Below are 17,723 nucleotides of genomic sequence, written 5' to 3' on the forward strand. Positions count from 1 at the left end.
TGGCGCATCGAGAGCAAGGCGGTCAGTCGGCTGCGAGATGCTCGAGCAGCGAATCCAGCAGCGGCAATTGACCTTTCAACAGCTTCACCCGGGCCGCCTCGATCGGCAGCCATGCCACCCGGTCCACCTCCGGGTACTCCTTGACGCGGCCCGACCCCTTGGGCCACTCCAGCTCGAAGGTGTTGCTGACGCTGTCGGTGACGTCGAGGTCACCCTGGACCGCGAACGCCGTGACCACCTTGCCGCCGGCCTGCTTGACAGGGGGCAGGTCGACCCGCGGGCCGTCCGGGGCGTCGAACCCGATCTCCTCGCGGAACTCCCGCCGCGCAGCCGACCACGGGTCCTCGTCGGTCGTGTACTCGCCCTTGGGGATCGACCAGGCGCCGTCGTCCTTGCGGGCCCAGAACGGGCCTCCGGGATGGCCGAGCAGCACCTCGACCCCGTCGTCGGTGATGCGGTACAGCAGCAGTCCGGCGCTGAGCTTGGGCACGCGACGAGCCTACGGAGGGCCGGCGGGGCGCCCGCGCTGCGGACCCCTGCGGTTGGCACGCGATCGGGGATGCACGATGCTGGACCGGTGACGCGTCCCTGGCCGCTCCGCCACTGGGATCCTCGTCGCTCACTCGACGTGCTGGCCAACACCGGGGTGACGGCGGCGTATCTGAGCACGTTCATCACCATCCGCGGGCTGATCAGGGGCCGTCGTCTGACGGTGCGGACGGGCGGTGGGCGCCTGGAGCTCACCGTCGACGACCTGGTGTCCCGGCTGGATCTGCGCAGCGTGGGGGCTGGGCGACTCGACGACATCCGGCTCACCGCGCGCGACGTGCGGTGGAACGGCCACGCCCTGGACCGGGCGAGTGCCGTGCTGCACGACGTCCACGTCACGCCGACCGTGCCGCCGGTGCTGGTCGCCGCACCCGTCGACGTGAGCGTCGACGTCCCCGCGCCGACGCTCGACCATCTGTTCCGGGCCGGTGCACCCAGGCTGGGCGGCCGCGTCGACGCCGACGGCGTCGCCCGGCTGCACGTCGCCCGCAGGGAGGGCGCGGGATCGCTGGAGGTGACGGCGCGGCTCGAGGGCTCCACGCTGTGGCTGGTGCCGCAGGCGGTGGTGCGCCGCCGCCGGTGGTCGCTGCCGAACCGCACGCCCGGCTATCGGGTCCGGTTGCCCGACCTGCCGCACGGGTTCCGCATCACCGAGGTGGACTTCGCCCCCGGTGTGGTGCGCATCAGCGGCACGCTGGACGAATGGCGGGCCGACGTACCGCGTACCCGCCTCGAGGACGTCGTCGCGCAGCTGAGTTCCGTGGGTGGGCCGTTGCAGGTGATCTGGCCCGGCAGGGACCGTTGAGGTTCCTTCGCTAGAGTTTCGGCCGTGCCGAAGCGCCCCCCACCCCACGGATTTCAGCGCTACGTCGCCCTCGGCGACAGTCAGACCGAGGGTTTGTGGGACGGCACCGATGCCACCGGCGTTGCCGGTTTCGCCGACCGTCTCGCAGCGCACCTCGATGCGTTGCATCCCGGTCTGCGGTACGCCAATCTCGCGGTGCGCGGCAGGCGGATCCGCGGCGTGCTCGACGAGCAGCTGCCCGCGGCGCTGGCGATGGCGCCGGATCTGATCACCACGTGCATCGGGATGAACGACGTCACACGCCCTGGCCGCACCTTCGACCGCGCGCTGGCCGACCTCGACCTCCTGCACGACCGGCTCGCGGAGTCCGGCGCGACGGTGGTCACCACGACGTTCCCCGACCTCTCGCATCCTTCCCGTCGGGCGGCTGATCGCCGGGCGCGTCGTGGAGATCAACGACGTCATCCGCGCGGCGGCGGCCCGGCACGACTTCCGGCTGGTGGATCTGTACGGCGCGCCATCGATGAGTGACCCGCAGACGTGGAGTGACGACCGCGTGCACGGCTCACCCGCGGGACACGCCTTGTTCGAGGCCGCGGCGGCCGAAGCCCTGAATCTGCCTGGCAGCAACCATGACTGGGCCATGCTGCGGCCGGACGTCGTCATGCCAGGACTGCAATCGAGGATGTACTCGCAGGCGCTGTGGGCCCAGAATCTGCTGATGCCGTGGGTGCGGCGGAACCTGCGTGGGCTCTCCAGCGCGAACGGCCGTGGGCCGAAGCGGCCGGAAATCCGCTACGTCAGTGCCGTCGCCGAACGCTCAGAAGCCGAGTAGCCCGAACGGAATCGGGTTCTGTCCGTTGCCGATCGACGCGATGGCGCCGGGGCAGAACATCGAGATGGCCAGGCCGGTGAACATGGTTGCCGGTCCCAGGGACATGCCTGCGCCGTCGGCGACCTTCGCAGCGGCGTCGGCGGCGGTCTGGCCGGGCTCGGAGAGCATGGGGCAGACCGACTGTCCCATGGCCACCGCGTCGGCCGGGTTCGTCGCCGTCATGGCCACGCCCGCGTTGTCGAGTGCATTGAGGAAGGCGTCGTCGACCGGGTCAGCGTGAGCGGGTGCGGCGGCCAGCACGGTCGTGGCGGCGATGCCTGCGACGAGGGCGGCCACGCGAGCAGCCTGGAATCTACGATGCACGCCCGAAGCGTACGGCCCGGGCGGCGGCAGGCCCAACTCAGACGCCGGTCCAGGTCTCGTCGAGTTGCTGGGCCACGTCGATGACCTTGGCCTTCACCGATTCCGGGCTGTCGATCTCCCCGGCCACGTGGGCGGCGATGAACCGCTTGATCTCGGCGTCGACGCCGCCGACGATCCGGACCACCTCGGCGCGCAACGTCTTCGACGTCACGTGAATGGCGATGTCGGCCGCCCGGGGCTTGTGCACGTCGAGGATCAGCAGCAGCGGCTCGGCGGCCATCGCCTCGGCCCGCAGCGAGATCTCGCCGAACACGACGAAGCGCGGCTTGTCGATGCGCAGGTCCACGACCATGTCGATCTCGAGCGGGATCCGGATCGAGAACGTGATCGAGTCCCCCACGTGCCGGGTGACCTGCGGGGTCTGCACGTTGACCTTGGCCGTGACCTTGGCGAGCTTGCCGGGCCCCTGGGCGATCGGGCCGATGGTGAACTCGTCGCCGGCGATCGACGCGATCGCGTCGCCGACGCGCTCCTCGGACACCGCAACCTCAAAGAACCTGCGGCCGAATTCCTCGTATGTCAGATACTGGTGGTCAGGCATGGTCCTGCTACGTTCTCACGTCCGCAGGCGCAGTCAACCCGACCCGCCCGAACTTCACCGGTCCTCGACGAACAGGCGCACGGCACTGACTGCGCCGCGGCCAGAACCCACGTCGGCGAACAGCACGCCCCGCTGCCCGTCGACCTCGACGCCGGCGGTGACGGTGCTGCCCGCGGCGATCGCCTTCTGCCACCGTCCGCCGCGCAACCGGGCCGCCAGATCCGACGCGGTGATCCGGTCTGCGTCGCCGACCGTCACGGGCACCCCGCCGGACAGCCGTCGCCGGACCGCGACTTCGTTGCCCGCGCACGCGTCGTCGAGCAGGTCGGTCACCTGGCGACGCCGCCCGGCGCCCGCGCGCCGGAACCCCGAGGCGAATCCGACGGCGCCGGCGGGTCCCTGGTTGCGCAGCAGTCCGCGCCCGAGGCCGAGGCCCGGCCGTACCGACGCGATGCCGCCGCGTGCGAACTCGAGGACCATCGAGGGCAGTTCCCAGTGCGCCCGCAGCCGGGTGATCGCGTAGCCGTCCCGAACGGGCGTCAGGTCGTAGCGCAGGTAGGCCGGAATGGCCATGGTCAGCTCGGCGCCCATGGTGACGTGCAGCGTCAGGTCGCGCACCACGGTGAAGCCGTGCACGACGTCGACACTGCGGCCGAACGCGATGTCGCGCGGGCCGATGAATGTGTCGTAGAACCGTCCGATGCGGTCGTGGCCGCGGTGCGGCGCCGATCCGACGGGGTCCTCGATCTGGCCGTCGTCCGCGAACAGCCCCACCCATGCCGAACGGTCGTGGGCTGCCGCGGCCTGCGGCGAGCGGTCGACGGCGGCCAGCAGGTCGCCGCGTGCGGGGGTTCCAGGAGCGGGGGCAGCTGAGGCAGGCGGTTCCGACACCGACACATCGTCGCCCAGGCACGTGAGGTCCGACGGCCGATCGTGGCGAACCGTCCGTTTCACGCGCACACTGGTGGGGTCGCCCGCACCAGCCGGGGTCGACCAGTACGAGGAGGATGGCGATGAGCCAGAACGGACCGTTCGGAATCGACCCCGAGGACTTCGACCGGGCCATTCGCGAGGCCGGCGAGGGTTTGCGCGACGCGGTCGACAAGATCAGCAGGGGTGCCGGCTGGGCGACGCTGCTCGGCGACCTCACCCAGACGTCGCGCCCGAAGGCCGAACCGGAGACGACCGGTGAGAAGGGCGACGGGGTGTGGTCGATCTACACCGTCGACGCCCAGGGCGGCGCGCACATCGAAGAGGTCTACCCGACCGAACTGGACGCGTTGCGCGCCAACAAGAACAACACCGACCCGACGCGGCGGGTCCGCTTCCTGCCGTACGGCATCGCCGTGAGCGTGCTCGACGCCGCGTCCGAGTGACCCGGTCCCGTTCGACCCCGGCCTGACCGGAGCGAAACCGCTCGACGCCCGAGGCGCACCCGTTAGGCTTTGCCACGACGTCGAGGAGGGCACCACAATGATTCGCGAACTGACGATTGCCGCCGCAGTGGTGGCCGCCGCGATCGGGCTGGCGCCGGCCGCAGGCGCCGATCCGAGCAACGACTTCTCCGACGAGCCGGGGCGCTACCCCACCGACGTTCCGGGTATGCGGTACGACGCTGCCCTGGCCGGCCCGTGTGACAACTACGAGCGGTTCATCTTCGGTCGCGGCCGGGGTGGTCAGGCTCTGATGTGCCACTACATCCCCAACCAGTGGCCGCCGGTCTACACCGGGTTCTGGGTGGCCTCGGAACCGTTGCACGGCGAACAGCAGATCGGTGCACCGTGCAGCGTTCCGGAAGGGGCGGCGCAGTCCCCCGACGGTCGACCGATGGTGTGCCTCGGCGCGCGTGGATGGCAGCCCGGAGTACTCACCGGCGCTGGGTTCTTCCCGTGGTGATCTCGCCGACCTCGGCCATACATACCGTCTAGAGCTGTATGGTCATCGGCTGTGAGCGGTGACGTGAAGTTCAACCTGTCCGACGTCTTCGGGTCGGTCGCGAAGTCCATTCCCGACGAGACGTTCCTTGTATGGCGCGACCGCCGGATGACCTACGCCGAGGTCGACGCCCGCGTCGACGGCTTCGCCCATTACTTGGCGTCCGTCGGCTTGGGTTGCCACACCGAACGCGACGGCCTGGCCGGCCACGAGTCCGGGCAGGACCACCTCGGCATCTATCTGCGCAACGGCAACGAGTACCTCGAAGCCATGATCGGCGGGTTCCGCGCGCGGGTCGCACCGTTCAACGTCAGCTACCGCTACGTCGAGGAGGAACTGCTCTACCTGCTCACCGACTCGAAGTCGCGTGCGCTGGTCTACCCCTCGGAGTTCGCGCCGCGGGTCGCCGCCATCCGGGACCGGCTGCCCCACCTGACGGTGCTGATCCAGGTCGCCGACGACTCTGGACACGAATTGCTGCCCGGCGCAGTCGACTTCGAGTCCGTCGTCACCACACCGCCGCCGGCGAGCGGTATGCCGACGCCCACGGGCGACGACCTCTACATCCTCTACACCGGCGGGACCACGGGCATGCCGAAGGGCGTGCTGTGGCGCCAGCACGACATCTTCCTGTCCTCGATGGGCGGACGGCCCTGGGGCAGCGAACAGCCGCTGGCGTCCTACGAGGAACTCGCCGCCAAGGCCGGCGCGTCCCCCGGGGCGATGTCGATCCTGATGATCCCGCCGCTGATGCACGGTGCCGCCCAGTGGGCCACGTTCAACATGGTCACGATGGGCGGACGCGTCGTGATCCCCGACGACGTCGAGCGCATGCGACCCGCCGAGGTGCTCCGGTTGGCCGAGCGGGAGCGGGTGCTGAGCATCCCCGTCGTGGGCGACGCGATCGCGCGGCCGCTGGTCGAGGAGATCGAGGCGGGCGACTACGACCTGTCGGGGTTGGTGACCATCTCCAACGGCGGAGCGCCGATGTCGCCGACGGTCCGTGCGCGCATCCTCGCCGCCCTGCCGAACATCATGGTGATGGACGCCGTCGGGGCGTCGGAGTCGGGCGCGCAGATGAGCACGTTCAATGCCGCGGGCGCCGAGGCCACGCCTGCGACGTTCACCCCGCAGTTCGACACCGCCGTGGTGTCGGCCGACCTCGACCGCGTACTCCGACCGGGTGAGGGCAAGGGCTGGCTGGCCCGCCGGGATCTGATCCCGCTCGGCTACCTCGGTGACGCCGAGAAGACCGCCCGCACGTTCCCCACCATCGACGGCGTGCGCTGGTCGGTGCCCGGTGACCGCGCCAACGTGCTCGACGACGGGCGCATCGAGCTGCTGGGCCGCGACTCGGTGACCATCAACTCCGGTGGCGAGAAGATCTTCGTGGAGGAGGTCGAGCGGGCCATCGCGGCGCACCCGGCCGTGTACGACGTGGTGGTCGTCGGAAGGCCTTCGGAGCGCTGGGGCAGTGAGGTGGTCGCGGTCGTGCAGTTCGCCGAGGGCGCTTCGGCCACCGACGAGGAGCTCGTAGCGACCTGCCGCACGTCGATCGCGCGCTACAAGATCCCGAAGGCGTTCGTCCGGGCCGAGGCCATCGTCCGCTCGCCCGCGGGCAAGGCCGACTACCGCTGGGCCAAGAGCGTCGCAGCCGAGGGCGTGAGGTCTCGGTAGTCGGCCAGTACCGCCGTGGTGCGGTACCGGAAGGTCTCGGTGGGTGCGACGTCGAGGCACGTTCGGGCTGCCATCAGAGCGCGTGTCTTGAAGGCGCGCGCCGCGGAGCTGAGGACGTGCACGACGGGTTCGAGACCCGGCACCAGGGCGGCGTCCGCGTCACCCCAGACGATCACCTCGGCGAGGCCTCGCTTGGCGGTGCGGGTGACGGCGGTGCGCAGCTCCTCATCGGTCGCGATCGCCGCTGCCGACACCGCGACCGACTGCGACCGCAGCGGCGCGATCGAGTCGTCGTCTGCGTCTGGCAGGTCGGCGTGCATGCCGAGGATCCGCAGGGGTAGCGGGTCGCAGTCCTCGGTCAGCACGACCGAGACGTCCCAGCCCGCCATGGCGCGGTCGACGAGCCATCCACCGGCGTGCGCCACCACCTCGGTGGCGTTGAGCGCCGTCACCCGGAGTTGGTACTTGCCCAGCCTGCTGGTGATCGGGGCACCCGCCCGTGCACCACCGACGCCGTACGTTCCAGTGCTCGCCACATTCGCTCCCGGGGTTGTCGTGGGCTTCCCGACACTACCAAGAGCGTGACATTAAGGAGGCGATCTGTAAAGAACCAACGCAGCCCGGCGTCGTCGGCCCAATCTTGAAAGGAACTGGCTCGCAGCGGTTCCGCGCCGCCGGAGCCTATCGACCGGTCGGCTGAGCAAAACGACGCCGGATGCCGGCGAGCATCTCGACGTGGGCGGCCGTGGCCTGACGAACGGTGACCGAGGCCAACGGTGCGGGCGCCACCACGCGAAGACGCTCGGTGACCCGGGTACCTCCGGCGCTCGGCTCGAACGACACGACGCCGTCGAGGCGCACGTAGGGGAACTGGCGCGCCTCGGTGAGCACGTCGCCGGCATCGGGAACGGTCAGGGTGGCGGTGTAGGTGACCCCCACGGTGAGGTGGCCCAGCCGGATGCGGTCGCGCACCCGATAGCTCTGCACGTAGCCGTCGCGGCGCCGAACCCGATCGGTCGGGCGGACCGACACGACCAGCGGGTGGACTTCGCGGATGTTGCAGAGGTCGACGTAGAAGTCGCGGACGACTTCAGGGGGCGCGGGCACGTCCTCGGCGAGCACGCAGTCGGCACTGCGGGTCCACCACGTGCGGCCGCGCGTCATCCGCCGAACCTAGCCGGGCGGCCGGGTAGCTTGTCGCCATGACGGGCTTCTCGCACCCACTCTCACTGGACGGCAAGACGGCCATCGTCACCGGAGCTGCCCGCGGCGTCGGGCGGGGCATTGCCCGCGCCCTGCTTAGCCGTGGCGCGCGCGTACTCGGCGTCGACCGCGACGACGACGGGCTCGCGGCCACGTCCGAGGGTTTCGCAGCCGACGGGTTGGACATGGATTCGGCCGTGATCGACCTCCGCGATCCGGACAGCCCCCGGCTCGTCGTCGAGGCGGCGCTCGCGGCGCACGGCCGCATCGACGCGCTGATCAACAACGCCGTGGCCACCAATGAACCCAAGGCGCTCGTCGACGTCACCGTCGACGACTACGACCTGGTGTTCGACACCGCACCGCGGGCCACCTTCTTCCTCATGCAGGCCGTGCATCCGGTGATGGCGGCTGCCGGTGGCGGGTCGATCGTCAACCTCGGATCGGCGTCCGGCACCGGCGGGCAAGCCCGGTTCGCGGCCTACGCCGGCGCGAAGGAAGCAGTGCGCGGCATGTCGAAGGCCGCCGCCCTGGAGTGGGGGCGCGACGACATCAGGGTCAACGTCGTCTGTCCGTTCGCGGACTCCGAGGGTGTCCAGGCTTGGGAACAATTGGCTCCCAAGGACTTCGAGCGAGCCGTTCGCTCCGTGCCGCTGCGTCGCGTCGGTCGTACCTGCGAGGACATCGGCGCGGTGGTCGCATTCCTTATCAGCGACGATGCCGGCTACGTCACCGCACAGACCATTCACGTCGACGGGGGCATGGGCGTCCATCGCTGAGGGCCGGCATGCGCGTCATGGGATCTCGGGCGCGAACGTGACGCTGGAGTCACGCTCGGGCGCGAACGTGACAGTGGGTCACGCTTGCAAGAAGTGCAAAAGGCTTGTGCTGTCTTATATCTCGACTCTCCCCATACGCCACCGGCACCGAAATCGGCCCTGGCGAACGCGACCCGAATGCGCGTTCTCCAACCCGTGTGAAATCGCAACGCGCTCAACGTCTTCTGAGACCCACACCATGACCTGAATCAAACGTGACCGCTGCCACATATTTTGGCCCTAGCTAAAACCCGTTGCTAGCGTCCGGCGACATGATTGGATTCGCGACCGCAACGCTGTTGACACTCGTCAATCAGGTCTCGGGGACGCCGTACGTGACGGGTGGCGACTCGCCCGCAGGCACGGATTGCTCCGGACTGGCGTCCTGGGTGTCCAACGCGGCAACCGGCCGACCCGTCTACGGCGATCGGTTCAACACCGGCAATCAGGAATCGGCTCTGCTGGCCCGCGGGTTCCGGTACGGCTCCGAACCGGGCGCACTGAACATCGGCTGGAACTCCGGCCACACCGCGGTGACGCTGCCCGACGGCACACCGGTCTCCTCCGGCGAGGGCGGCGGCGTCAAGGTCGGCGGCGGCGGGGCCTTCCAGTCGCAGTTCACCAAGCACATGTACCTGCCCGCCGAGGCGCTCGCCGGACCTCCAGCGCCACCGGACGCACCGCCGCCCCCGCCGCTCGACCCGTTCGCCCCGCCTCCACCTCCGCCGCCCCCCGCGGACGTCGTGAACGCCGGGTTCGCGCCGCCGGCGCCCGACCCGCTGAGCGCGCCGCCCCTCAACGTGCCCGCCCCACCGGTGAACCTTCCCCGGCCCGCCCGAAGCGGTCCCCGCACCCGCCCCCGACCTGGTCCCTGCACCGCCACCCGCCGCGATCTAGCCCGCCCCCGGCCCGGCGCCCGCCTCCCCCGATTTGCTGCGCCCGGCGAACTTCCGTTTGCCAAACGTTTCACCGGGGTACATTCGGCGGGCACCGAAGCACCCGGTACGGAGAGGCGCGGTACTTGATGGGGTTCGTGGACTTCGTACGAGACCGCTGGTCGGTGCTGTCCTTCCTCGCCTATCAGCACATGAGCCTGGTGGTTCAGACGCTGCTCCTGGCGACCCTGGCCGCAGTCCTGGTCGGCGTCCTGATCTACCGCTCCAGATGGGGCCTGGCCGTCGGCAACTCCTTCACCTCAATCGGCCTGACCATCCCGTCCTATGCGCTGCTGGGCGTGCTGGTCGGCATCGTGGGAATCGGCGTCCTGCCCTCGGTGATCATGCTGGTGTTCTTCGGGTTCCTGCCGATACTGCGCAACGTCCTGGTCGGACTCAACGGAGTCGACCGCACCCTGATCGAGTCGGCCAGGGGCATGGGCATGAGCCGGGTCACCACCCTGGTTCGGCTGGAACTCCCCCTGGCATGGCCGGTCATCATGACCGGCGTCCGGATCTCGGCGCAGATGCTGATGGGCATCGCCGCGATCGCCGCCTACGCGCTCGGTCCCGGCCTCGGCGGCTACATCTTCTCGGGTATCTCCCGTACCGGCGGTGCCAACGCCACGAACTCGATCGTCGCAGGCACCGTCGGCATCCTCATTCTCGCCGTCGTCCTCGACACCGTCCTGAACTTCGTCACCCGGCTCACCACCCCTAGGGGAATCCTTGTCTGATTCAGCGACCATCGACTCCGGCGCCACGCAGGACGCCGGCCGCTCCGGCGGCGCGCGCATCCTGCTCGACGGCGTCACCAAGCGCTACGACGCCAAGAGCGCCGCGGCAGTGGACAACGTGACCCTGGAGATCCCGGCCGGCGAGATCGTGATGCTGGTCGGCCCGTCGGGTTGCGGCAAGACCACGACCATGAAGATGATCAACCGTCTGATCGAACCCACCAGCGGGCGCATCTTCATCGGCGACGACGACGTCACCCAGCGCGACCCCGACGAGTTGCGCAGGCACATCGGGTACGTCATCCAGGGTGCCGGCCTGTTCCCGCACCTGACCGTCGGCGACAACATCGCGATCGTTCCGCGTCTGCTCAAGTGGGACAAGAAGCGGATCTCGGCGCGCATCGACGAACTGCTCGAACTGGTCAACCTCGAGCCGGCCAAGTACCGCGACCGCTATCCACGCGAACTCTCCGGCGGCCAGCAGCAGCGCGTCGGCGTGGCCCGGGCGCTGGCCGCGGACCCGCCGGTCCTCCTCATGGACGAGCCGTTCGGCGCGGTCGACCCGATCACCCGCCAGCGGCTGCAGGACGAACTGTTGCGCCTGCAGGAGGAACTCCGCAAGACGATCGTGTTCGTCACGCACGACTTCGACGAGGCAGTGAAGCTCGGCGACAAGATCGCGATCCTCGACCAGGGCTCGAAGATCGTCCAGTACGACACACCCGAGGAGATCCTCGGCAACCCGGCCAACGACTTCGTGCGCGGCTTCGTCGGTCACGGCGCCGCGCTCAAGCAACTCACGTTGACCCGGGTCCGCGACGTCGAACTGCACGAAGCGGCGGTCGCCCACGTCGGCGGCGATCCCACCGCGGCCATTCGTGCCGCGGAGGCGATCAGCCGTCAGCACGTCATCGTGCTCGACGAGCAGGATCGCCCGCAGCGGTGGCTGTCCCTGGACGAACTCGCCGCACCGAACGCGCTTGCCGACGTGTCCCGCGACGAGGGCCTCGAAGTCGTCAGCCTCGCCTCGACGCTGAACGACGCGCTCGATCTGATGCTCACGTCCTCGCACGGCGTCGTCGTCGTGACGGGCCGGCGCAACGTCTACCAGGGCGCGATTCGCGTCGAGACGATCATGGACGCGATGGCCGACCTGCGCGGTGCTCCGGCGCGGGAGGGCTCGTGACGTCGGCGCTTCCCGCGATCGTCACCACTGACGTCCCCGCCGCCGGCATCGCCCGGCCGGGACGGCTCCGCTGGATCCTGCAGCCGACGCTGTGCGTGGTCGCAGTCGTCGGCGCGCTGCTCTACGTGCACGCCGCCAACGTGTCGGAGTCGGAGAAGCGCTCGCTGGCCGTCCCCGAGCTCCTGACGCTGCTGCGCCAGCACATGGTCGTGAGCCTCGCCGCCACTGTGCTGACCTGCCTGATCGCGATCCCGGTGGGCGTCTTGCTGACCCGCGGCTCGATGCGGCGGTTCTCCAAGCCCATCATCACCGTCGCGGGCTTCGGCCAGGCCGCGCCGGCGATCGGTCTGATCGCACTGGGCGCGGTCCTATTCGGCATCGGCGCGACCGGCGCCGTGGCCGCTCTCACCGTCTATGGCGCGTTGCCCATCATCGCCAACACCGTCGTCGGTCTCGACGGCGTGGACCGCAAGCTGGTCGAGGCGGCGCGCGGCATGGGCATGTCGGCGTTCTCCACGCTCAGGCGGGTCGAACTCCCACTCGCCCTGCCCGTGATCATCGCGGGTGTGCGCACCGCGCTGGTGCTCATCGTCGGCACCGCGGCATTGGCCTCCTTCACCGGTGCGGGCGGACTCGGCCAGCTGATCACCACGGGCATCAAGTTGCAGCAGAGCACCACGTTGGTCGTCGGTGCCATCCTCGTCGCCGCTCTGGCGCTGGCCATCGACTGGCTGGCGCGCGTGGTCGAGATGGTCGCATCGCCGAAGGGACTGAAGTGATCACGTTGCGTCGCACCACCGCCGTGCTCGCCGGGCTGGCCATCGCGTCGACCGCCCTCGCGGGGTGCGGCCTGCGCTCGGCAAGCGGCGCCGTACTCGAGGCGCGCCCCGGCGCGATCCAGCACTACGACTCGCTCGACGGGGCGAAGATCACGGTCATCGCCAAGGACTTCACCGAGCAGCTCATCCTCGGCAACATGGTGTCGATCGTGTTGGCTGCCGCGGGCGCAGACGTCACCAACCTGACAAACACGCCGGGTAGCTTCGGCGTCCGGCAAGCGATGCTCGACGGCAACGCCGACGTCTCGCCCGAGTACACCGGCACCGGCTGGATCAACTATCTCGGCAACGAGCAGCCCGTGAAGGGTGCCCAAGCCCAGTGGCAGGCGGTCAACGAGGCGGACCGGGCGAACGACCTGACGTGGCTGCCGCCTGCGCCGATGAACAACACCTACGCGTTCGCGATCCGCGAGTCCGAGGCGGAGCGGCTCGGGGTGACCAAGCTGTCCGATCTCGAGCGACTTCCCAAGCAGGAGTTGACGTTCTGCGTCGAGAGTGAGTTCGCCAGCCGCAACGACGGTTTCGTCCCCATGCTGGCCACCTACGGCTTGACGCGCGAAGACCTCGGCCGGGTGACCAACCTCGACACCGGCGTCATCTACACCGCAACGGCCAACGGGGACTGCAACTTCGGCGAGGTGTTCACCACCGATGGCCGGATTCCCGCGTTGAACCTGCGCGTGCTCGAAGACGACCGCCAGTTCTTCCCGCTGTACAACCTCACCGAGGTGATCCGGACCGAAGTGCTCGAGGCGCATCCCGAACTCGCGGAGATCTTCGGCCAGCTCAATCCCCGGATGACCAACGAGGTGATGCTGACCCTCAACGCGAAGGTCGACAACGACGGCGAGGATCCGGCGCTGGTCGCCAGGGACTGGCTGATCGAGCAGGGTCTGCTGACGTAGCAGAAGCGATCCGTGACGAATCGTTCACGATCGCCAGCAACCGTCGCCTGGCCGGTAGGCTTCCCGGCGTGTCCGACTGGTCCGCCGAGCCAAGGCCGAGCCTGCGCGAGCGGAAGAAGCGAAACACCCGCCGCATGCTGGTCGACGCCGCGGTGCGCCTCTGCCTGGAACAGGGCTACGAGAACACCACGGTCGAACAGATCTCGGCGGCCGCGGAGATCTCGACCCGAACCTTCAGCCGCTACTTCGCGACCAAGGACGCCGTGTTCATCGCGGTGCTCGACGACCTCGCCAACGAGATCGTCGTGCAACTGGATTCGCTTCCCGAGGACCTCGGTCCGATGGAGGCGTTGCGGGCTGCGCACATGGCGGTGCTGGACGGCGTGTCGCGCCGCTCGCTGGAGGGACTGACCACCGACCGCATCGCACTGATCCTGCGCATCGTCAACTCCTCGGACACGTTGCGGCAGGCCGCGATCGACTATCGCTGCCCGGCGGCGGTCGAGGCGCTGGCCCGCAAGATGGGCGTCGCACCCGACGATGGGGATCTCGACCTCGCGGTCGCCCTGTTCTCGACGACGATCGTCACCGCCTGCCGCGACCTCGTCGAGGACGGCGACGACGCGGCCCTGGGGCCGGAGATCGTGATGGACCGGTTGGAGCGGTCGCTGGGTCACGTGGCGCGGTTCGCGGCCGACATGGACGTCCGGCAGACCGCCGCCGACTAGTTGCGGCGGGTGCGCCAACCGCCCACGGCCAGCGCGACGCCGATCAGCGCGATGATCGGGCCGAGGACCGTCCACGTCGTCGTGTTGCTCATGGGGCTGCCGCCGACCACGCCGATGCCCTGCAGCGTGAACAGCAGGCCGAACAGGGCGACGACCACGCCGACGCAGATGATGGCGAAACGCATGGCCCGACCCTAGACGTCCGAACGCGGCCTGCCGCGCAGCGCGCCCCACAACCCGACGCCGATGCCGACCACGGCGCCGCCCAAGCCGATGACCTGCTGGCCACGCTTGAGGTCGTGGTGCACGCTCATGCCGCCGAGCAGATCGGCCGCGTCCGCGCCGCCGGAGGCGAGGAACCAGCCGCGCGTGTCGTCACCGCGCAGCGCCGCGGCCAGCAGCAGGCCACCGATCAACGCGTCGCGGTAGCCCATCGACCGCAGCAGCAGGCGCGCCGACGGGCCTGGATCGTCGGGCTCACCCCACAGCCGGTTCGCTCGCAGTGGGTCGACGAGGAAGGACACTCCGCTCGCGAGGCGGATGCTGCCCGCCACCAGGGCGGCGCGATCGGTCGGCATGGCTGGAGCCTAGGTCGCCGCGGCCCGTCGCCATCCCGGATTGGTCGACCGCAGAAAACCTGAGAACCCGCTCAGCAACGGTCGCACCCGGGATACCTAGTCTGCTTTACTAAGGCGATCGAGTAAGGCTGTCCTAACGCTGCCGAGTGAGGAGTCGCGACCGGTGACGCACCGATGACCACCGGGATCACCGACCCGATTCCGTCGAGCACCCACCCGCACCGCTCCGGCCTGGCGAAGTGGATCCGCAGGCTGGCGGTTCCGATCATCATCGGGTGGGTCCTGCTCGTCGCCGCACTGAACCTGACGGTGCCGCAGCTCGAGGTCGTCGGCCAGATGCAGTCGGTCTCCATGAGCCCCGCCGACGCACCGTCGGTGATCGCGATGAAGCGCGTCGGCACGGTGTTCGAGGAGTTCAAGTCCGACAGCTCCGCGATGATCGTGCTCGAGGGCGACATGCCCCTCGGCGACGAGGCGCACCGCTTCTACAACGACATGGTCGCCCGGCTCGAGGCCGACGACCAGCACGTCGAACACGTGCAGGACTTCTGGGGCGATCCCCTCACCGAAGCCGGGGCGCAGAGCGACGACCTGAAGGCCGCCTACGTCCAGGTGTACCTCGCGGGCAACCAGGGCGAGGCGCTGGCCAACGAATCGGTCGAGGCGATCCAGGGCATCGTCGAGGGGCTCACTCCCCCGCCGGGCGTCACCGTGCACGTGACCGGCGGCTCGGCACTGGCCGCCGACCAGCAGATCGCGGGTGACCGCAGCGTCCGCATCATCGAGCTGGCGACTTTTGGCGTCATCATCTCGATGCTGCTGCTGGTGTACCGGTCGCTGCGGACGGTGTTCCTGACGTTGGTGCTGGTGGTGCTGGGCCTTGCGGCATCGCGTGGCGTCGTGGCCTTCCTCGGCTATCACGACCTCATCGGGCTCTCGACGTTCGCCACCCAGCTGTTGGTGACGCTCGCGATCGCCGCGACCACGGACTACGCGATCTTCCTGATCGGCCGGTATCAGGAAGCCCGCACGATGGGCGAGGACCGGGAGTCCGCGTACTACACCATGTTTCATGGCACGGCCCACGTGGTGCTCGGCTCGGGCATGACGATCGCCGGCGCGACGTTCTGCCTGTCGTTCACCCGCCTGCCGTACTTCCAGTCCTTGGGCATCCCGCTGGCTGTCGGCATGACGATCGCGGTGTTGGTCGCGTTGACGCTGGGGCCCGCACTGATCACGGTCACCAGCCGGTTCGGGTGGTTGGAACCCAAGCGCGCCATGCGCATCCGCGGGTGGCGCAAGATCGGGGCGGTCATCGTGCGGTGGCCCGGTCCGGTGCTGATCGGAACGGTGGCCCTGTCCCTGATCGGACTGCTCACCCTGCCCGGGTACGAACCCAACTACAACGACCGCAACTACCTGCCCACCGATCTGCCTGCGAACCAGGGCTTCGCCGCCGCCGAACGGCACTTCGACCCCGCGCGGATGAACCCCGAGTTGCTGTTGGTCGAGAGCGACCGGGACCTGCGCAACTCCGCGGACTTCCTGGTGATCGACAAGATCGCCAAGGCCGTGTTCAGGGTCGAGGGCATCGGGAGCGTCCAGGCCATCACCCGGCCCGACGGCAAGCCGATCGAGTTCAGCACCATCCCCGCGCAGATGGGCCTGTCCGGGATCAGCCAGGACCTCAATCGCAAGTACAGCCAGGACCGGATGGCCGACATGCTGGTTCAGGCCGACGAGATGCAGAACACCATTGACACGATGACCAAGATGTCGTCGCTGATGGGCCAGATGAACGCGGTGACCCAGGAGATGGTCGTCAAGACCAAGCAGATGGCGGTCGACGTCGCCGAGATCCGGGACTCCATCTCCAACTTCGACGACTTCTTCCGCCCCATCCGCAACTACTTCTATTGGGAACCGCACTGCTACGACATCCCGGTCTGCTGGGCGATGCGGTCGATCTTCGACCTCCTCGACGGCGTGAACACCACGACCGAGGACATTCAGATGCTGGTGCCCACGCTCGAGCGGCTCGCCACGCTGCTGCCTCAGCTCGAGGCGCTGCTGCCCGGACAGATCGAGTCGATGCGCAACCAGCGCGACATGATGCTCAAGATGCAGGCCACCCAGAGTGGCGTGCAGGACCAGCAGGCCGCGGCGTCGGAGAACCAGACGGCGATGAGCGACGCGTTCAACGACTCCTGGAACGACGACACCTTCTACCTGCCGCCGGAGATCTTCGACAACGAGGACTTCAAGCGCGGCATGGAGAGCTTCATCTCACCCGACGGCAGGTCGGTGCGGTTCATCATCTCCCACGAGGGTGATCCGTTGTCTGCCAGTGGCATCGAGCGCATCGATGCGATCAAGCTGGCCGCCAAGGAGGCCATCAAGGGCACGCCGCTCGAGGGCTCGAAGGTGTACCTCGGCGGTACCGCGTCGGCGTTCAAGGACATGCGGGACGGCAACGGCTACGACATGCTGATCGCCGGGATCTCGGCGCTGACGCTGATCTTCATCATCATGCTGCTGATCACCCGGAGCCTGGTGGCGGCCGCGGTCATCGTCGGCACCGTCGTGGTGTCGCTTGGCGCGTCGTTCGGGCTGTCGGTGCTGGTGTGGCAGCACGTGCTCGGAATCCCGCTGCACTTCATGGTGATGGCGATGGCGGTCATCGTGCTGCTGGCGGTGGGCGCGGACTACAACCTGCTGTTGGTGGCGCGTCTCAAGGAGGAACTGCACGCCGGGATCAACACCGGGATCATCCGGGCGATGGGCGGAACCGGCTCCGTGGTCACCGCCGCCGGCCTCGTGTTCGCCTTCACCATGATGGCGATGATGGTCAGCGAGATGACCGTGGTGGCGCAGGTCGGTACGACGATCGGGCTCGGTCTGCTGTTCGACACCCTGGTCATCCGGGCGTTCATGACGCCGGCCATCGCGGCCCTGCTGGGTCGGTGGTTCTGGTGGCCGCAGGTGGTGCGCAAGCGTCCGCTGTCGGCGTCCCCGATCAGCCGCTAGCG

The 17,723-nt window shown here is 68.9% G+C and carries 19 protein-coding genes and 2 pseudogenes; 13 read left to right on the forward strand and 8 right to left on the reverse strand.

The genetic code is table 11. The annotated features are described in order from the left end of the window. Positions 1–22: 22 nt before the first annotated feature. Positions 23–490, reverse strand: a complete 468-nt coding sequence (locus tag G6N61_RS04675; RefSeq protein ID WP_163917478.1) for an NUDIX hydrolase — start codon at positions 488–490, stop codon at positions 23–25. Positions 491–577: 87 nt separating this feature from the next. On the opposite strand from G6N61_RS04675, the gene G6N61_RS04680 reads away from it, so the two are divergent. Continuing rightward, positions 578–1,354: an LmeA family phospholipid-binding protein gene (locus G6N61_RS04680; protein WP_163917479.1), complete on the forward strand. Its 777-nt coding sequence runs from the start codon at positions 578–580 to the stop codon at positions 1,352–1,354. A gap of 24 nt (positions 1,355–1,378) precedes the next feature. Next, a pseudogene (locus G6N61_RS04685) lies at positions 1,379–2,189 on the forward strand (SGNH/GDSL hydrolase family protein). On the opposite strand, the gene G6N61_RS04690 reads toward G6N61_RS04685, so the two are convergent. The 3 genes from G6N61_RS04690 to G6N61_RS04700 are packed head-to-tail and all read right to left on the reverse strand — an operon-like array spanning position 2,175 to position 4,044. Then, positions 2,175–2,552 (reverse strand): DUF732 domain-containing protein, encoded by a 378-nt coding sequence (locus G6N61_RS04690; RefSeq protein ID WP_220101435.1) that lies wholly within the window; start codon positions 2,550–2,552, stop codon positions 2,175–2,177. The pseudogene G6N61_RS04685 and the gene G6N61_RS04690 sit on opposite strands and share 15 nt — an antisense overlap. A gap of 37 nt (positions 2,553–2,589) precedes the next feature. Continuing rightward, the gene (locus G6N61_RS04695) at positions 2,590–3,153 is read right to left on the reverse strand and encodes a hypothetical protein (RefSeq protein ID WP_163917480.1); all 564 of its coding nucleotides are present in this window, start codon (positions 3,151–3,153) and stop codon (positions 2,590–2,592) included. Positions 3,154–3,207: 54 nt separating this feature from the next. Further along, positions 3,208–4,044 (reverse strand): nuclear transport factor 2 family protein, encoded by an 837-nt coding sequence (locus G6N61_RS04700; protein ID WP_163917481.1) that lies wholly within the window; start codon positions 4,042–4,044, stop codon positions 3,208–3,210. Positions 4,045–4,166: 122 nt separating this feature from the next. On the opposite strand from G6N61_RS04700, the gene G6N61_RS04705 reads away from it, so the two are divergent. The 3 genes from G6N61_RS04705 (at position 4,167) to G6N61_RS04715 (ending at position 6,765) form a co-directional block, all read left to right on the forward strand. Continuing rightward, complete coding sequence (locus G6N61_RS04705) at positions 4,167–4,529, forward strand: Rv0313 family protein (RefSeq protein ID WP_163917482.1); 363 nt, start codon at positions 4,167–4,169, stop codon at positions 4,527–4,529. A gap of 97 nt (positions 4,530–4,626) precedes the next feature. Further along, positions 4,627–5,049 (forward strand): hypothetical protein, encoded by a 423-nt coding sequence (locus G6N61_RS04710; RefSeq protein WP_163917483.1) that lies wholly within the window; start codon positions 4,627–4,629, stop codon positions 5,047–5,049. Between the two features lie 51 nt (positions 5,050–5,100). Next, entirely contained in the window at positions 5,101–6,765 is a 1,665-nt protein-coding gene (locus G6N61_RS04715; protein WP_163917484.1) for an acyl-CoA synthetase, read from the forward strand. Here the strand turns inward: G6N61_RS04715 and G6N61_RS04720 are convergent. Together G6N61_RS04720 and G6N61_RS04725 are read right to left on the reverse strand one after the other, a co-directional pair. Then, positions 6,717–7,301, reverse strand: coding sequence for a hypothetical protein (locus G6N61_RS04720; protein WP_179973568.1), 585 nt, complete (start codon positions 7,299–7,301; stop codon positions 6,717–6,719). The genes G6N61_RS04715 and G6N61_RS04720 overlap by 49 nt on opposite strands. A gap of 145 nt (positions 7,302–7,446) precedes the next feature. After that, positions 7,447–7,929: an SRPBCC family protein gene (locus tag G6N61_RS04725; protein ID WP_163917485.1), complete on the reverse strand. Its 483-nt coding sequence runs from the start codon at positions 7,927–7,929 to the stop codon at positions 7,447–7,449. Between the two features lie 38 nt (positions 7,930–7,967). On the opposite strand from G6N61_RS04725, the gene G6N61_RS04730 reads away from it, so the two are divergent. The 7 genes and pseudogenes from G6N61_RS04730 (at position 7,968) to G6N61_RS04760 (ending at position 14,116) form a co-directional block, all read left to right on the forward strand. Continuing rightward, positions 7,968–8,747: an SDR family NAD(P)-dependent oxidoreductase gene (locus G6N61_RS04730; RefSeq protein WP_163917486.1), complete on the forward strand. Its 780-nt coding sequence runs from the start codon at positions 7,968–7,970 to the stop codon at positions 8,745–8,747. 311 nt (positions 8,748–9,058) lie between these two features. Further along, positions 9,059–9,520: pseudogene (locus G6N61_RS04735) on the forward strand (peptidoglycan endopeptidase); the annotation flags it as partial. A gap of 290 nt (positions 9,521–9,810) precedes the next feature. Continuing rightward, positions 9,811–10,458 carry an ABC transporter permease gene (locus tag G6N61_RS04740; protein ID WP_163917487.1) on the forward strand — a complete coding sequence of 216 codons (648 nt, stop codon included), beginning with the start codon at positions 9,811–9,813 and terminating at the stop codon, positions 10,456–10,458. Further along, a complete protein-coding gene (locus tag G6N61_RS04745) occupies positions 10,451–11,644 on the forward strand; it encodes an ABC transporter ATP-binding protein (RefSeq protein ID WP_163917488.1) in 1,194 nt (397 codons plus the stop codon). The genes G6N61_RS04740 and G6N61_RS04745 overlap by 8 nt, the downstream gene beginning before the upstream one ends. Before the next feature lie 17 nt (positions 11,645–11,661). Continuing rightward, positions 11,662–12,423, forward strand: a complete 762-nt coding sequence (locus G6N61_RS04750; RefSeq protein WP_235887581.1) for an ABC transporter permease — start codon at positions 11,662–11,664, stop codon at positions 12,421–12,423. Between the two features lie 5 nt (positions 12,424–12,428). Beyond that, a complete protein-coding gene (locus G6N61_RS04755) occupies positions 12,429–13,388 on the forward strand; it encodes a glycine betaine ABC transporter substrate-binding protein (RefSeq protein ID WP_235887582.1) in 960 nt (319 codons plus the stop codon). 68 nt (positions 13,389–13,456) lie between these two features. Next, positions 13,457–14,116, forward strand: a complete 660-nt coding sequence (locus G6N61_RS04760; protein WP_198339327.1) for a TetR/AcrR family transcriptional regulator — start codon at positions 13,457–13,459, stop codon at positions 14,114–14,116. Here G6N61_RS04760 and G6N61_RS04765 read toward each other — a convergent pair. Together G6N61_RS04765 and G6N61_RS04770 are read right to left on the reverse strand one after the other, a co-directional pair. Further along, on the reverse strand, positions 14,113–14,301 hold the full coding sequence (locus G6N61_RS04765; RefSeq protein ID WP_163917490.1) for a hypothetical protein: 189 nt from the start codon (positions 14,299–14,301) through the stop codon (positions 14,113–14,115). The genes G6N61_RS04760 and G6N61_RS04765 overlap by 4 nt on opposite strands. A 9-nt stretch (positions 14,302–14,310) precedes the next feature. Further along, a complete protein-coding gene (locus G6N61_RS04770) occupies positions 14,311–14,694 on the reverse strand; it encodes a DUF4267 domain-containing protein (protein WP_163917491.1) in 384 nt (127 codons plus the stop codon). Between the two features lie 174 nt (positions 14,695–14,868). On the opposite strand from G6N61_RS04770, the gene G6N61_RS04775 reads away from it, so the two are divergent. After that, a complete protein-coding gene (locus G6N61_RS04775; protein WP_163917492.1) occupies positions 14,869–17,721 on the forward strand; it encodes an MMPL/RND family transporter in 2,853 nt (950 codons plus the stop codon). Positions 17,722–17,723: the final 2 nt, after the last annotated feature.

The sequence above is a fragment of the Mycolicibacterium arabiense genome, from assembly GCF_010731815.2.
Classification (GTDB): Bacteria; Actinomycetota; Actinomycetes; order Mycobacteriales; family Mycobacteriaceae; genus Mycobacterium; species Mycobacterium arabiense.

Bases quoted from the DNA above. Each gene is read 5' to 3' on its own strand.
- G6N61_RS04710 (WP_163917483.1), top strand. From the start codon at position 4,627: ATGATTCGCGAACTGACGATTGCCGCCGCAGTGGTGGCCGCCGCGATC.
- G6N61_RS04695 (WP_163917480.1), bottom strand. From the start codon at position 3,153: ATGCCTGACCACCAGTATCTGACATACGAGGAATTCGGCCGCAGGTTC.
- G6N61_RS04730 (WP_163917486.1), top strand. From the start codon at position 7,968: ATGACGGGCTTCTCGCACCCACTCTCACTGGACGGCAAGACGGCCATC.
- G6N61_RS04725 (WP_163917485.1), bottom strand. From the start codon at position 7,929: ATGACGCGCGGCCGCACGTGGTGGACCCGCAGTGCCGACTGCGTGCTC.
- G6N61_RS04765 (WP_163917490.1), bottom strand. From the start codon at position 14,301: ATGCGTTTCGCCATCATCTGCGTCGGCGTGGTCGTCGCCCTGTTCGGC.
- G6N61_RS04740 (WP_163917487.1), top strand. From the start codon at position 9,811: ATGGGGTTCGTGGACTTCGTACGAGACCGCTGGTCGGTGCTGTCCTTC.
- G6N61_RS04770 (WP_163917491.1), bottom strand. From the start codon at position 14,694: ATGCCGACCGATCGCGCCGCCCTGGTGGCGGGCAGCATCCGCCTCGCG.
- G6N61_RS04775 (WP_163917492.1), top strand. From the start codon at position 14,869: ATGACCACCGGGATCACCGACCCGATTCCGTCGAGCACCCACCCGCAC.
- G6N61_RS04705 (WP_163917482.1), top strand. From the start codon at position 4,167: ATGAGCCAGAACGGACCGTTCGGAATCGACCCCGAGGACTTCGACCGG.